This is a genomic window from Streptomyces hokutonensis, from assembly GCF_042751305.1.
In the GTDB taxonomy this organism is placed as follows: domain Bacteria; phylum Actinomycetota; class Actinomycetes; order Streptomycetales; family Streptomycetaceae; genus Streptomyces; species Streptomyces hokutonensis_A.
On the sequence record NZ_JBHYWD010000004.1, the window covers coordinates 344140 to 358491 of the forward strand.

General features: G+C 69.4%; 16 protein-coding genes. 11 read left to right on the forward strand and 5 right to left on the reverse strand.

All coding sequences use genetic code 11. The features are described 5' to 3' along the window. Window positions 1–54: 54 nt before the first annotated feature. The 4 genes from ACFXC1_RS13940 to ACFXC1_RS13955 form a co-directional block, all read right to left on the reverse strand. Window positions 55–2190 carry a glycogen debranching N-terminal domain-containing protein gene (locus ACFXC1_RS13940; protein ID WP_381242393.1) on the reverse strand — a complete coding sequence of 712 codons (2136 nt, stop codon included), beginning with the start codon at window positions 2188–2190 and terminating at the stop codon, window positions 55–57. Window positions 2191–2219: 29 nt separating this feature from the next. After that, window positions 2220–2936: an ABC transporter permease gene (locus tag ACFXC1_RS13945; protein ID WP_381242704.1), complete on the reverse strand. Its 717-nt coding sequence runs from the start codon at window positions 2934–2936 to the stop codon at window positions 2220–2222. Between the two features lie 62 nt (window positions 2937–2998). Then, window positions 2999–3922 (reverse strand): ABC transporter ATP-binding protein, encoded by a 924-nt coding sequence (locus ACFXC1_RS13950; protein ID WP_381242395.1) that lies wholly within the window; start codon window positions 3920–3922, stop codon window positions 2999–3001. A gap of 30 nt (window positions 3923–3952) precedes the next feature. Further along, window positions 3953–4765, reverse strand: coding sequence for an AAC(3) family N-acetyltransferase (locus ACFXC1_RS13955; protein WP_381242397.1), 813 nt, complete (start codon window positions 4763–4765; stop codon window positions 3953–3955). Between the two features lie 161 nt (window positions 4766–4926). Between ACFXC1_RS13955 and ACFXC1_RS13960 the strand changes: the two genes are divergently transcribed. Genes ACFXC1_RS13960 through ACFXC1_RS14000 form a run of 9 tightly spaced genes read left to right on the forward strand, consistent with a single transcriptional unit; the run spans window position 4927 to window position 11916 of the window. Then, complete coding sequence (locus ACFXC1_RS13960; protein ID WP_381242399.1) at window positions 4927–5649, forward strand: helix-turn-helix transcriptional regulator; 723 nt, start codon at window positions 4927–4929, stop codon at window positions 5647–5649. Continuing rightward, window positions 5646–7070 carry a Fe-S cluster assembly protein SufB gene (gene sufB, locus ACFXC1_RS13965; protein ID WP_019067546.1) on the forward strand — a complete coding sequence of 475 codons (1425 nt, stop codon included), beginning with the start codon at window positions 5646–5648 and terminating at the stop codon, window positions 7068–7070. Before ACFXC1_RS13960 ends, sufB begins: the two co-directional genes overlap by 4 nt. 56 nt (window positions 7071–7126) lie before the next feature. Next, window positions 7127–8311: a Fe-S cluster assembly protein SufD gene (gene sufD, locus ACFXC1_RS13970; protein WP_381242401.1), complete on the forward strand. Its 1185-nt coding sequence runs from the start codon at window positions 7127–7129 to the stop codon at window positions 8309–8311. Further along, window positions 8311–8631 carry a bifunctional 3-phenylpropionate/cinnamic acid dioxygenase ferredoxin subunit gene (locus ACFXC1_RS13975; protein ID WP_093625399.1) on the forward strand — a complete coding sequence of 107 codons (321 nt, stop codon included), beginning with the start codon at window positions 8311–8313 and terminating at the stop codon, window positions 8629–8631. The genes sufD and ACFXC1_RS13975 overlap by 1 nt, the downstream gene beginning before the upstream one ends. A gap of 7 nt (window positions 8632–8638) precedes the next feature. Further along, on the forward strand, window positions 8639–9406 hold the full coding sequence (gene sufC / locus ACFXC1_RS13980) for a Fe-S cluster assembly ATPase SufC (protein ID WP_381242404.1): 768 nt from the start codon (window positions 8639–8641) through the stop codon (window positions 9404–9406). Then, the gene (locus tag ACFXC1_RS13985; RefSeq protein WP_019067542.1) at window positions 9403–10659 is read left to right on the forward strand and encodes a cysteine desulfurase; all 1257 of its coding nucleotides are present in this window, start codon (window positions 9403–9405) and stop codon (window positions 10657–10659) included. The genes sufC and ACFXC1_RS13985 overlap by 4 nt, the downstream gene beginning before the upstream one ends. Before the next feature lie 19 nt (window positions 10660–10678). After that, the gene (sufU, locus tag ACFXC1_RS13990) at window positions 10679–11146 is read left to right on the forward strand and encodes a Fe-S cluster assembly sulfur transfer protein SufU (protein WP_381242406.1); all 468 of its coding nucleotides are present in this window, start codon (window positions 10679–10681) and stop codon (window positions 11144–11146) included. Next, on the forward strand, window positions 11143–11475 hold the full coding sequence (locus ACFXC1_RS13995) for a metal-sulfur cluster assembly factor (RefSeq protein ID WP_019067540.1): 333 nt from the start codon (window positions 11143–11145) through the stop codon (window positions 11473–11475). Before sufU ends, ACFXC1_RS13995 begins: the two co-directional genes overlap by 4 nt. A 48-nt stretch (window positions 11476–11523) precedes the next feature. Further along, entirely contained in the window at window positions 11524–11916 is a 393-nt protein-coding gene (locus tag ACFXC1_RS14000) for a VOC family protein (RefSeq protein ID WP_381242409.1), read from the forward strand. On the opposite strand, the gene ACFXC1_RS14005 is transcribed toward ACFXC1_RS14000, so the two are convergent. Beyond that, window positions 11913–12791, reverse strand: a complete 879-nt coding sequence (locus ACFXC1_RS14005; protein WP_381242411.1) for an AbfB domain-containing protein — start codon at window positions 12789–12791, stop codon at window positions 11913–11915. The two genes, ACFXC1_RS14000 and ACFXC1_RS14005, sit on opposite strands and share 4 nt — an antisense overlap. 303 nt (window positions 12792–13094) lie before the next feature. Between ACFXC1_RS14005 and ACFXC1_RS14010 the strand changes: the two genes are divergently transcribed. Together ACFXC1_RS14010 and ACFXC1_RS14015 are read left to right on the forward strand one after the other, a co-directional pair. Then, a complete protein-coding gene (locus tag ACFXC1_RS14010; RefSeq protein ID WP_093625388.1) occupies window positions 13095–13415 on the forward strand; it encodes a DMT family transporter in 321 nt (106 codons plus the stop codon). After that, complete coding sequence (locus tag ACFXC1_RS14015; RefSeq protein WP_381242413.1) at window positions 13415–13951, forward strand: TetR/AcrR family transcriptional regulator; 537 nt, start codon at window positions 13415–13417, stop codon at window positions 13949–13951. The genes ACFXC1_RS14010 and ACFXC1_RS14015 overlap by 1 nt, the downstream gene beginning before the upstream one ends. Window positions 13952–14352 lie beyond the last annotated feature (401 nt).

The following is a 14352-nucleotide window of genomic DNA, read 5'->3' on the forward strand; positions in this document are numbered from 1 at the left end:
TACGAAGTCGCGCTCGCCGGCGTCCCCACTACGGCAGGTGGCCGCGCGGATTCCTCACCTGGCGGCTGGTTGGACGGCGTAGCGCCAGTCGCCGGGCAGCCCGGTCACCTCGACCGCGCCCGAGCGCTCCGCACTGATCGTGAGCTTGTGTCCGGCCAGCCGCACCCCGTCGGCCCTCAGCGGTCCTAACCGCTTCGACGGCATGGGGCCGATCCACAGCGTGCGGCTCGGGACGTCCGGGCGCAGCCCGAGGAGTGCGCCCAGCAGCGCCACTCCGGACGCAGCGGACCAGCCCTGCGGGCGGCAGGCCGCGGGGTAGGCGAGGGGAGCGGGTGATCCCGGGGTACGGTCGTCGCCGCCGTACAGTTCCGGCATCCGGTATCCGAAGCGGGTTGCCGCGTCCAGGAGGCCGTCTGCAAGGAGATATGCCTCCTCGTGGCAGCCTGTCGCGCACAACCCCTGGATCGCTATCGCCGTGTCGTGGGTCCACACCGAGCCGCCGTGGTAGCTCATCGGGTTGAAGCCCGGGAGCTTCGAGGAGCGACTGCGCAGGCCCCAGCCGGAGTTCAGTTCCCCGGAGGCGAGCCAGGCCGCGACGTCACGGGAGCCGGCCGGGTCGAGGATGCCGGTGGACAGCAACTGGCCCATGTTGGACGCGGGGCCGCTGATCTGGGTGAGGTCGCGGCCGACGGCGATGGCCACGTAGCGGGGTGCCGGACCGTCCGGCGACGGCAGCCAGAACGCGTCGGCGAAGCGCTTTCGCAGTGACTGCGCCCACGCGTGCAACCGCTCGGCCTGCTCGTGGCTGCCACGGGCCGACAGCAGCTCGGCCAGCCCGCTCGCCGCCTGGTAGGCGTACCCCTGCACCTCGCACAGGGCCAACGGGGGCTCTATACGGCGGCCCGCCGCGTCCCGGACCGCGTCCTCGCTGTCCTTCCAGGACTGGTGGCGCAGCCCGCCGGTGCGTGAGTAGTAACGCAGGAAGCCGTCCTCGTCCCCGGCGCTCGTCTTCACGACCCACGCCATCGCCCGCTCCGCGTACGGCAGCAGCGCGTCCACCTCGGCGTCCGGCAGCCCCCAGTGCCAGGCCTCCACCAAAAGGGTCACGAAGAGCGGAGTCGCGTCCACCGAACCGTAGTAGCGCGACGGCACGCGCAGGCCGTGGCCGTGTTCGGCGTCGGCCGGGCGCAGTTCGTGCAGGATCCGTCCCGGGGCCTCCTCGCGGGTCTCGTTGTCCACCGTGCCCTGGCGGCGGGCCAGCGCCCACAGCGTGCCGCGGGCCAGGTCCGTGCCCAGCGGCAGCATCATCCGCGCCGACCAGATCGAGTCGCGGCCGAACAACGTCAGGTACCAGGGGCAGCCCGCCGCGATGAACTGGTCCTCGGGACCATCCGGGGCCGTACGTTCGGGGTCCGCCAGGCGCAGCGCCCGCAGGTCGCCCAGGCCCTGGCGCACCAGCTCGACCAGGCGGCGATCGCCCTCTACGACAGGTTCGGCCCAGGGTGCCGCGGAGCGGGGAGCGTCGGGGTGGCCGGGCGGGGCAGGAACCGCTCCGCCCTCGACGGTCAGCCGGATCTGCCGACTCTCACCGGGCCGTAACACGATCCTGGGCCAGACGAAGGTGCCGCCCTCGGGGCCTTCGGCGATCTCCGGTGCCGAGGTGTCCTTGTCCACCACACGCACTTCGGTCCGGCCGGTGGGCGTCTGCCAGTCAAGACCGGCGGCGTCGGATGCGGTCGTGCAAGGCGCGGAGGTTCCCGAATCGCCGCGTTTCACCACGGCGATGTCCGCGAGGTCGGTCGCCAGGGCCAGTTCGACGTGTAATCGGCGGGTGACCGTGCCGACGTTGCGCAGCAGGACGGTCTCTCCCGCGCCGGCGGTGCGTACACGTTCGACGATCACGGTGGGATCGTCCGTCCCGCCCCCGGGATAGCGGTGGACCGCGGTGAACCGCACCTCGTCGGGGCCGAGCGGCTGCACTCCGATCGGCTCGGGTTCACGTCCGTCGACCAGCAGGCACACGGTGTGCAGCAGCCTGCGGTCGTGGCCGTAGAACCCGTCGGCGCGCAGACCGCGCAACTGCCCGTCCCGGGGTGACACGGCGAACGCCGGAGCCGCGACGCAGATCACCACGTCATGCAGCAGCGGTTGCAGGGCGCGCGCAGTCTGGGATTCCGCGGTCTTGAACACGGAGCGACTCTTCCCGCTCCGCACGAACGTCACTCCCAGCGGAAGAACCTCCCCGCCGCCCCCAGCCCCACAACCGCCCAGACCCCCAGAATCCCCAGGTCCCCCCACGGCATCCCGCCCCCGTGCTGCAACACGTCCCGCAACCCGTCCGACAGCGCGGAGATCGGCAGCAGGCCCAGCACGTCCTGCACTCCCGCCGGATACTTGTCCATCGGCACGATCACCCCACCCCCCACCAGCAGCAGCAGGAACACCAGGTTGGCCGCGGCCAGCGTGGCCTCCGCCTTCAGCGTGCCCGCCATCAGCAGGCCCAGGCCCGAGAACGCGGCCGTGCCCAGGACCAGCAGGAGCAGGACGGCCACGGGGTTGCCGTGCGGGGACCAGCCCAGCGCGAACGCGATCGCCGTCAGCAGGATGATCTGGAGGATCTCCGTGACCAGGACCGACGCCGTCTTCGCGGTCATCAGGCCCCAGCGGGGGAGCGGGGAGGACGCGAGGCGCTTCAGGACGCCGTAGCGGCGTTCGAAGCCCGTCGCGATGGCCTGGCCCGTGAACGCCGTGGACATGACGGCGAGGGCGAGGATGCCGGGGGTCAGGAAGTCGACGGACTTGCCCTTACCGGTGTCGACGATGTCCACCGAGCTGAAGAGGACCAGCAGGAGGGTGGGGATGACCACCGTCAGCAGGAGCTGTTCGCCGTTGCGCAGGAGCATCTTCGTTTCGAGGAGCGCCTGCGCCGCGATCATGCGGGGGAGGGGGGCCGCCCCTGGCGCGGGCGTGTACGTCCCGGAACCGGAAACAGTCGTCGTCACGAGCGCAGCTCCTTGCCGGTGAGTTCGAGGAACACGTCCTCCAGGGTGTGCCGTTCGACCGAGATCCTCTCCGGCATCACGCCGTGCTGCGCGCACCACGAGGTGACCGTGGCGAGCAGTTGCGGGTCGACCTTGCCGCCGACGCGGTAGGAGCCGGGGGTCAGTTCGGCAGCCGTGGAGTCGGCCGGGAGGGCCTTCAGGAGGGAGCCGACGTCCAGGCCGGGGCGGCCGGTGAAACGGAGGGTGTTCTCGGCGCCGCCGCGGCACAGTTCCTCGGGGGAGCCGTGGGCGATGACCTTGCCCGCGTCGATGATCGCCACGTCGTCGGCCAGCTGCTCGGCCTCGTCCATGTGGTGGGTCGTGAGGATGACGGAGACGCCGTCCGCGCGGAGGTCGCGGATCAGGTCCCAGGTGGCCCGGCGGGCCTGGGGGTCGAGGCCCGCGGTCGGTTCGTCGAGGAAGACCAGTTCGGGGCGGCCCACTACGGCCATCGCCAGTGCGAGGCGCTGCTGCTGGCCGCCGGAGAGGCGCCGGTACGTCGTACGGCCGCAACTGCCGAGCCCCAGGCGCTCGATGAGCGCGTCCACGTCCAGCGGGTGCGCGTGCAGCTTGGCCACGTGCCGGAGCATCTCGTCGGCGCGGGCGCCCGAGTACACCCCGCCGGACTGGAGCATCACGCCGATTCTGGGGCGCAGCGCGGCGGACTCGCGGACCGGGTCGAGGCCCAGGACGCGCACCGTGCCGGAGTCCGGCTTCCGGTACCCCTCGCAGGTCTCGACCGTGGTCGTCTTGCCCGCCCCGTTGGGGCCCAGCACCGCGGTGACACCCGCTTCGGCCACCAGGTCGAGGCCGTTCACCGCGGTCTTCGTGCCGTACCGCTTCACCAGGGCCTGGACCTGGAGCACGGGCTCGCTTCGCATGGGCCCGAGTCTAGGTACGCGATCCGCCGGTCAGGCGGGCGGGTGCAGGATCTCCTCCTCACGGGGGCGGTGCAGGGGCAGCCACCGTTCGGCGTAGGCCACGGCGTCGCCCACCGGGAACAGCCGTACGTCGGCCGCGCCCGCCTTTCCGCGGACGACGGGACGGTCCCGTTCGAAGTCGTGGCCCAGTTCGTCGAAGCGGTCGGAGGAGATCGACACCTCGGTCACCGTCTCCCAGCCGTCCGGGCCGGGGCGGCCGAGCGCGACCAGCGGGGACGGGACGCGGTACTCGGCGAGATGGAAGCTGGTGCAGGCGTCGTAGCCCGCGCCGAGCAGCAGCACGCGCGCCTGGAGGCCCTCCAGGCGGGCCAGCGGGCTGCGCTCGCCCAGTCGGCAGTCGGTGGCGTGGCCGTCGAGGATCTCGGCGGCGTGCGGGCCGATCGCCGCGAAGGAGGTCTGCGGGTGCGCGGAGCGCAGGGCGCCGGGCCAGGTGCGGACGGTCTCCGGGACGATGCCCACGCCGCGCGAGGGGGTGACGACGGGGTCGTAGGGCGGCATGGAGGTGCGGATGGTGTCCCACCATTCACGGGGAACCGGCGGGTTTCCCCAGTGGGCCGGGTCCGAGAGGTCGCCGGTCTGGGTGGGGACCACCAGGGTGCCGTCCGGGCCGAGCGTGTCGAGGATTCCCTGGACGACCGACACGGCGCCTCCGCAGACCCATCCGAGGGAGCTCAGGGAGGTGTGCGCGAGGAGGATCTCACCGGGGTGAACGCCCACCTCGCGCAGGTCTGCGGCGAGACTGTCCCGGGTGACAAGCGGGCCGGTGGGAGGGGGTGCGGGCATGGTTGTGGAGTCTCCCGGAAGGGGGGCGGCGGCGCCACCCGATTGATCGATCAAAGATCGTTTCCGCAGGTCGGATTAGGTATACCTAAGTGACGCACCGCACCGCCGGGTGGCCGGGGCGCGGGTTGCCTGCCTCTGAGGAATTACGCAACAATGGCGTTGTGAAAAACGTTGGCGAGGCTCCGCAGGAGGAACTCGCGACCGGTGAGCGGTCCACCCGCAACCGTGTCGCGCGCTCCATCCTGGACCACGGCCCGTCGACCGTGGCCGACCTCGCCGGCCGGCTGGGGCTGACCCAGGCCGCCGTACGCCGTCATCTCGACGCACTCGTCGCCGACGACGTCGTAGAAGCACGTGAGCAGCGGGTCTACGGAGCGCGCACGCGCGGCCGGCCCGCCAAGGTGTTCGCCCTGACCGACTGCGGCCGGGACGCCTTCGACCAGTCCTACGACAAGCTCGCCGCCGACGCGCTGCGCTGGATCGCCACGCACAGCGGCGGGGACGAGGCGATCGTCGCCTTCGCCCGTGACCGCATGGCGGCCCAGGCCATCGCCTACCGCAAGGTCGTCGAGGCCGCCGCCCCCGAGGACCGCGCGGAAGCGCTGGCCAAGGCCCTGAGCGCGGACGGGTACGCTGCTACGGCGCGTAGCGCACCGGTCGGTGAGCAGCTCTGCCAGCACCACTGCCCGGTCGCCCATGTCGCCGAGCAGTTCCCGCAACTGTGCGAGGCGGAGACGGAACTCTTCTCCCAGCTGCTCGGCACCCATGTCCAGCGACTGGCGACCATCGCCCACGGCGACGGTGTGTGCACCACGTTCATCCCAAAGATTTCCAAGACCACACATAACGCATCTGCAAGTACCGCCGGGAGGAACCCCGCATGACGCTCCCCATCGAGGAGACTGCCCACCCCGAGCTCGAGGGTCTGGGTACGTACGAATACGGCTGGGCCGACTCCGACGTGGCCGGTGCCTCCGCCAAGCGCGGCATCAACGAGGACGTCGTCCGGGACATCTCCGGCAAGAAGAGCGAGCCGGAGTGGATGACCAAGCTCCGTCTCAAGGGCCTGCGCCTCTTTGAGAAGAAGCCCATGCCGAACTGGGGCTCCGACCTCTCCGGCATCGACTTCGACAACATCAAGTACTTCGTGCGCTCCACGGAGAAGCAGGCGGAGTCCTGGGAGGACCTGCCCGAGGACATCAAGAACACGTACGACAAGCTCGGCATCCCCGAGGCGGAGAAGCAGCGCCTCGTCGCCGGTGTCGCCGCGCAGTACGAGTCCGAGGTCGTCTACCACCAGATCCGCGAGGACCTGGAGGAGCAGGGCGTCATCTTCCTCGACACCGACACCGCGCTGAAGGAGCACCCGGAGCTCTTCAAGGAGTACTTCGGCACCGTCATCCCGGTCGGCGACAACAAGTTCGCGTCGCTCAACACGGCCGTGTGGTCCGGCGGTTCCTTCATCTACGTGCCGAAGGGCGTGCACGTCGAGATCCCGCTCCAGGCCTACTTCCGCATCAACACGGAGAACATGGGCCAGTTCGAGCGGACCCTGATCATCGTCGACGAGGGCGCCTACGTGCACTACGTCGAGGGCTGTACGGCGCCGATCTACAAGTCGGACTCGCTGCACAGCGCGGTCGTCGAGATCATCGTCAAGAAGAACGCCCGCTGCCGCTACACGACCATCCAGAACTGGTCGAACAACGTCTACAACCTGGTCACCAAGCGCGCCGTCGCCTACGAGGGCGCGACCATGGAGTGGATCGACGGCAACATCGGCTCCAAGGTGACGATGAAGTACCCGGCCGTCTACCTGATGGGCGAGCACGCCAAGGGCGAGACCCTCTCCATCGCCTTCGCGGGCGAGGGCCAGCACCAGGACGCCGGCTCCAAGATGGTCCACATGGCGCCGAACACGTCGTCCAACATCGTGTCGAAGTCCGTGGCGCGTGGTGGCGGCCGTACGTCCTACCGCGGTCTCGTCGAGATCGGCGAGGGCGCCCACGGCTCCAAGTCGAACGTGCTCTGCGACGCGCTGCTCGTCGACACGATCTCCCGCTCGGACACGTACCCGTACGTGGACGTCCGCGAGGACGACGTGTCCATGGGCCACGAGGCGACCGTCTCCAAGGTCTCCGAGGACCAGCTCTTCTACCTGATGAGCCGCGGTCTGACCGAGTTCGAGGCGATGGCGATGATCGTGCGCGGCTTCGTCGAGCCGATCGCCAAGGAGCTGCCGATGGAGTACGCCCTTGAGCTCAACCGGCTGATCGAGCTGCAGATGGAAGGCGCGGTCGGCTGACCCCGCCCATCGGTCAGCACATTTCTTGACTTCAGAAAGCGAGCACTACGACAGCCATGGCTGAGGCTCAGAACTCCACGGTGGGGTCCTCCACCACCGCCGGATCGATCGCGGTGGCCGCCGAGTCGACCGTCGCCACGCGCATGAGCGCGCCCCCCTCCTTCGACGTGGCGGACTTCCCGGTCCCCCACGGCCGCGAGGAGGAGTGGCGGTTCACCCCGCTGGAGCGCCTGCGCGGGCTGCACGACGGCACCGCGGTCGCCGACGGCGGCGGCGTGAAGGTCGCCATCGGGTCCCCCGAGGGGGTCACCGTGGAGACCGTCGGCCGTGACGACGCGCGGCTCGGCAAGGCCGGCACCCCGGTGGACCGCGTGGCCGCGCAGGCGTACTCGTCCTTCGAGAAGGCCTCGGTCGTCACCGTCCCCAAGGAGACGGTCCTGACCGAGCCGATCCGCATCGCCGTGCACGGCGAGGGCGGGGTCGCCTACGGCCACCAGGTCATCGAGCTGGGAGCCTTCGCCGAGGCCGTCGTCGTCATCGACCACACCGGTGACGCGGTCCTCGCCGCCAACGTCGAGTACGTCCTCGGCGACGGCGCCAAGCTGACCGTCGTCTCCGTCCAGGACTGGGACGACAAGGCCGTGCACGTCGGCCAGCACAACGCGCTGATCGGCCGCGACGCCACCTTCAAGTCGTTCGTCGTCACCTTCGGCGGCGACCTCGTACGACTGCACCCGCGCGTGGCCTACGCAGGACCCGGCGGCGAGGCCGAGCTGTTCGGCCTGTACTTCACGGACGCCGGCCAGCACCAGGAGCACCGCCTCCTGGTCGACCACAACGTCCCGCACTGCAAGTCCAACGCCATCTACAAGGGCGCGCTCCAGGGCGAGGGCGCCCACGCGGTGTGGATCGGCGACGTGCTCATCGAGGCCAAGGCCGAGGGCACCGACACATACGAGATGAACCGCAACCTCGTGCTGACCGACGGCGCCCGCGTCGACTCCGTGCCGAACCTGGAGATCGAGACCGGCGAGATCGTCGGCGCCGGACACGCCTCCGCGACCGGCCGCTTCGACGACGAGCAGCTCTTCTACCTGATGGCCCGCGGCATCCCCGCCGACGACGCCCGACGCCTGGTGGTCCGCGGCTTCTTCGCCGAACTGGTCCAGCAGATCGGTGTCGCCGACATCCAGGAGCGGCTGCTGGAGAAGATCGACGCGGAGCTGGAGGCCTCGGTCTGATGTCGGCCTTCCTGCGCGCCTGCGCGCTGAGCGAGCTGGAGGAGGACACCCCGAAGCGGGTGGAACTCGACGGCACGCCGGTCTCGGTCGTGAAGACCGAGGGGGAGGTGTTCGCGATCAACGACATCTGCTCGCACGCGAACGTCTCGCTCTCCGAGGGCGAGGTGGAGGACTGCCAGATCGAGTGCTGGCTGCACGGCTCCGCGTTCGACCTGCGCACCGGCAAGCCGTCCGGCCTCCCCGCCACGCGCCCCGTACCCGTATACCCCGTAAAGATCGAAGGGGACGACGTGCTCGTCTCCCTCACCCAGGAGTCCTGAGGAACCCATGGCAACGCTTGAAATCCACGACCTGCACGTCACCGTCGAGGCCGACAACGCCACGAAGGAGATCCTCAAGGGCGTCGACCTCACCGTGAAGCAGGGCGAGACCCACGCCATCATGGGCCCGAACGGCTCCGGCAAGTCGACCCTCGCCTACTCGCTCGCGGGCCACCCGAAGTACACGATCACGGGCGGCACCGTCACCCTCGACGGCGAGGACGTCCTGGAGATGTCCGTCGACGAGCGCGCCCGCGCCGGCCTGTTCCTCGCGATGCAGTACCCGGTCGAGGTCCCCGGTGTCTCCGTCTCCAACTTCCTCCGGACGTCCGCCACCGCCATCCGCGGTGAGGCCCCCAAGCTGCGTACCTGGGTGAAGGAGGTCAAGGAGACCATGGAGCGCCTCTCCATGGACCCGGCCTTCGCCGAGCGCAACGTCAACGAGGGCTTCTCCGGCGGCGAGAAGAAGCGCCACGAGATCCTTCAGCTGGAGCTGCTCAAGCCGAAGATCGCGATCCTCGACGAGACGGACTCCGGCCTGGACGTCGACGCCCTGCGCGTCGTCTCCGAGGGCGTCAACCGCGTCCGCGAGACCGGTGAGGTCGGCACCCTGCTGATCACGCACTACACGCGCATCCTGCGCTACATCAAGCCCGACTTCGTGCACGTCTTCTCCGGCGGCCGGATCGTCGAGTCCGGCGGCGCCGAGCTCGCCGACAAGCTGGAGAACGAGGGCTACGAGACCTACACCGCGAAGGGTGGCGTATCCGCGTGACGCAACTGCCGGGCCTCCTCGACACAGAGGCGATCCGCAAGGACTTCCCCATCCTGGACCGCACGGTCCACGACGGTAGGAAGCTCGTGTACCTGGACAACGCGGCGACCTCGCAGAAGCCGCGCCAGGTGCTCGACGCCCTGAACGAGTACTACGAGCGCTACAACGCCAACGTCCACCGCGGTGTGCATGTGCTCGCCGAGGAGGCCACGGCGCTGTACGAGGGCGCGCGGGACAAGGTCGCCGCGTTCATCAACGCGCCCTCCCGCGACGAGGTGATCTTCACCAAGAACGCCTCGGAGTCGCTCAACCTCGTGGCGAACATGCTGGGCTGGGCCGACGAGCCCTACCGCGTGGACCACGAGACCGAGATCGTCATCACGGAGATGGAGCACCACTCCAACATCGTGCCGTGGCAGCTGCTCTCGCAGCGCACGGGCGCGAAGCTGAAGTGGTTCGGCCTCACGGACGACGGCCGGCTGGACCTGTCGAACATAGACGAGATCATCACCGAGAAGACGAAGATCGTCTCCTTCGTCCTGGTCTCCAACATCCTGGGCACGGTCAACCCGGTCGAGAAGATCGTGCGCCGCGCGCAGGAGGTCGGGGCCCTGGTCCTGATCGACGCCTCGCAGGCCGCTCCGCACATGCCGCTGGACGTCCAGGCGCTCCAGGCCGACTTCGTGGCCTTCACCGGCCACAAGATGTGCGGCCCGACCGGCATCGGCGTCCTCTGGGGCCGCCAGGAGCTGCTGGAGGACCTCCCGCCGTTCCTCGGCGGCGGCGAGATGATCGAGACCGTGTCGATGCACTCGTCGACGTACGCCCCCGCCCCGCACAAGTTCGAGGCGGGCACCCCGCCGATCGCGCAGGCGGTCGGTCTCGGTGCGGCGATCGACTACCTGTCGGCGATCGGCATGGACAAGATCCTCGCCCATGAGCACGCGCTGACCGAGTACGCGGTGAAGCGCCTGCTGGACGTGCCCGACCTGAAGATCATCGGCCCCACCACGGCCGAGGACCGGGGCGCGGCGATCTCCTTCACGCTCGGCGACATCCACCCGCACGACGTGGGCCAGGTGCTGGACGAAGAAGGCATCGCGGTACGTGTCGGCCATCACTGCGCACGGCCGGTCTGCCTCCGCTACGGAATTCCTGCGACCACGCGAGCGTCGTTCTATCTGTACTCCACGCCGGCCGAGATCGACGCACTGGTCGACGGTCTGGAGCACGTACGGAACTTCTTCGGCTGAGGGGTTGGCGAGCGACCGCATGAAGCTGGATTCGATGTACCAGGAAGTCATCCTGGACCACTACAAGCACCCGCACGGCCGGGGCTTGCGGGATGGCGACGCCGAGGTGCACCACGTCAACCCGACGTGCGGCGACGAGATCACGCTGCGCGTGAAGTACGACGGCGAGCAGATCACCGACATCTCCTACGAGGGTCAGGGCTGCTCCATCAGCCAGGCCTCGGCCTCCGTACTGAACGACCTCCTCGTCGGCAAGGAGCTGTCCGAGGCGCAGAAGATCCAGGAGACCTTCCTGGAGCTGATGCAGTCCAAGGGCAGGGTCGAGCCCGACGACGACATGGAGGAGGTGCTGGAGGACGCGGTCGCGTTCGCCGGTGTCTCCAAGTACCCGGCACGGGTGAAGTGCGCCCTCCTCAGCTGGATGGCGTGGAAGGACGCGACGGCCCAGGCCCTGGGCGGAGCCGAAGCCGAAAGGAAGACGGCATGAGCGAGACCATCGAGATCAAGCCCGCCTCCGAGGAGGAGGTCCGCGAGGCCCTGCTCGACGTGGTCGACCCCGAACTGGGTATCGACGTCGTCAACCTCGGCCTCATCTACGGCGTGCACATCGACGACGCGAACATCGCGACGATCGACATGACGCTGACCTCGGCGGCCTGCCCGCTGACGGATGTCATCGAGGACCAGGCCAAGTCCGCCACGGACGGCCTCGTCAACGAGCTCCGCATCAACTGGGTCTGGATGCCGCCGTGGGGCCCGGACAAGATCACGGACGACGGACGCGAGCAGCTTCGGGCGCTCGGGTTCAACGTCTGAGCCTTCTGGTTCTTTTGGGACCACCGGAAACGGCCATACCTTTCGGGTATGGCCGTTTCGCTGCATCACGTAGTCATCGACACGCACGATCTGCCGGGCCTCGCCCGCTTCTGGTGCGGGGTGCTGGACTGGCGGATCCTGTCCGAGAAGGAACGCGAAGTCGTCATCGGCCCCGGGGAGTTCGCGGAGACCGGCATCTGCTTCATGCCGGTGGGCGAGCCGAAGACCGCCAAGAACCGACTCCACTTCGACCTCGCTCCCGACGACCAGGACGCCGAGGTGGAGCGGATCCTCGCGCTCGGTGCGCGGCGGGTCGACGTCGGGCAGGGCGAGGCCGTGGGCTGGGTGGTGCTCGCCGACCCGGAGGGCAACGAGTTCTGTGTCCTGCGGCCCAAGGCCTCGCTGATCGCCTTTCGTGAAGTGACCGTCCAGGGGCCCTAGTTGAGCCCCGCCACCAGCTGGAACGCCGAGTCCGCCCAGTACTGGCCGCTGTTCTGGTACTGGTCCAGCTTGAGCTGGAAGTTCTGGTGGCGCAGGAAGCGGCCCGGGTAGTTGACCGACTCCAGCATCACCGCGCCCGAGTAGGGCGACGCGCGGGGGCAGAAGGTGGCGTCCTGCTTGAAGAGGGACGAGCCGTCGTTGCGTTCCGCGCGGAGGATGAAGTTGCGGTGGCGGAGATAGCTGCCGTCGGCCGTCGTGAACGAGTAACAGGAGCTCTTGGCCAGGCCCTTGACCACTTTGAAGGTCGAGGCGCGGCGGGCCGCGGTGGAACCGGCCGGGTTGAGCTTCACGTAGTCGCCGCTCACCTGCCAGTACCGGTCCGGGTAGTTGACCGAACGGACCGACCTCCAGACGGACGAGGAACTCGGCGAGCCGCCCGACCCCGACGATCCCCCCGAGCCCGACGAGGACGAACCGCCGTGGGACGACGACGACTTGGACGGCGCGGGCGCCTTCGCCGAGGGCGTGGAACCGTGCTCCGCGGCGCTGGCCGAAGCGGCGGGCGACTTCGTGGCTGCCGGTTTGTGCGCGTCGGGCGTGGGCGTGTCCTGCTTCGACGGCGAGGCGAACGAGAGCAGCCCGGGACCGTCCGCTCCGAGCGACGCCGGGCCCGTCGCCTTCTTGGTACGTGCTGTGTCGTCAGGTTGCTTGTCCGTGATGACGATCGCCGTGGCGCACACGGCGATCGTGGTGAGGGCGAGCGCCCCGGCCAGCCAGAGCCGGCGGGTTCCGGGGGCCCGGGAGCTGTCGGGGGTCCAGCCGTCCTCCCAAGGGGAGTGGTGCGGGGGAGGGTGCTGGGACGTGTTGTCTGGCATGCGCTGTTCCTCCAGCGGCGCCCATGGCGACGGCCGTAGCCGTGAAAACCAGGTGAGTGAACGGTGAAACAGTAGTGGAGCGAGAGGGCTGTGAGCAGCCGTTTCAGTGAGCGGTTTCTACGAGTTCCGAGGTCGGCGTGCGACGTATGGGACGTCACCTCTCATTCCTCGTGCACATTTATCAACTCCACTGTCGACTCCGCGCGAAACACGGCTACTTGGGCGAGGCCCGCGCCCAGGGGTCGAAGAGATGCCCCCGTCACGGGCCGACCGTTCCGCCCGCCGTTATGTACACTCGTACACATGGGATTCCTGATGCTCCTCACGGCGATCGCCGCGGAGGTGGGCGGCACCACCGCCATGAAGTTCAGCCACGGCTTCAGCCGGCTGTGGCCGTCGGTCCTCACGGTCGTCGGATACGTGCTCTCCTTCGCCCTGCTCGCGCAGACCCTGAAGTCCATGTCGGTCGGTACGGCCTACGCGATCTGGGCCGGCCTCGGCACCGCCGCCATCGTGGCCATCGGGACGGTGTTCCTGGGCGAGGGGATGACCTTCGCGAAGGCCGCCGGTATCGCGCTGATCATCATCGGGGTGGTCGTCCTCAACCTGGGCGGCGCGCACTGATGGCCCGGCGCTACGACCCCGAGCGGCGCCAGCGGATCATCGACGCGGCGATCCGGGTGGTCGGGGAGAAGGGCATCGCCGGCCTCAGCCACCGCTCCGTCGCCGCCGAGGCCGATGTGCCGCTCGGCTCGACGACGTACCACTTCACGACCCTCGACGAACTGATGGTCGCCGCACTGCGCCAGGCCAACGAGGGCTTCGCCAAGGTGATCGCGGCGCGCGGTGGCCTGGAGGACCCGCACACCGACCTGGCCGGAGAACTGGCCGGCTGGATGGGCGAGTGGCTCGCGGGCGACCGCACGGGCGTCGAGCTGGAGTACGAGCTGTACCTCGCCGCCCTGCGCCGCCCCGCCCTGCGCCCCGTAGCCGACGAGTGGGCCCGCGACCTCGCCGACCGCCTGTCCCGGCGCACGGACCCGGTGACCGCGCGGGCGCTGGTCGCGCTGATGGACGGGATCTGTCTCCAGGTACTGCTGACGGACGCGGCGTACGACGAGGGGTATGCGCGGGAGGTGTTGGGGCGGGTGATCCCGTGACGGGAGCTGTGCGGCGGGGAGACGGGCGCACGGCGACCGGTGACTGGTGACCGCCGCGCGGCGATCTGCGGTCGTGGGCCTGAGGTCTGGGCGTGGTGAGTGGTGAGCGTCGCGCGGCGATTTGCGGTCGTGGGTCTGAGGTCTGGGCGTGGTGAGTGGTGAGCGTCGCGCGGCGATTTGCGGTCGTGGGTCTGAGGTCTGGGCGTGGTGACTGGTGAGCGTCGCGCGGCGATCTGCGGCCGTGGGCCTGAGACCTGCGTGTGGCCCGTGACCTGTTGCCGCGGCATGCCGCGACCCGCGCCCCGGAACCCGCTTTACACGCAACCGGCTTTACCCGCACCCCGGGCCGACCCGCGCCCTGTGTACGCCCCGTCAGCCGCTCCCGTTGACCGTGGCGCGAC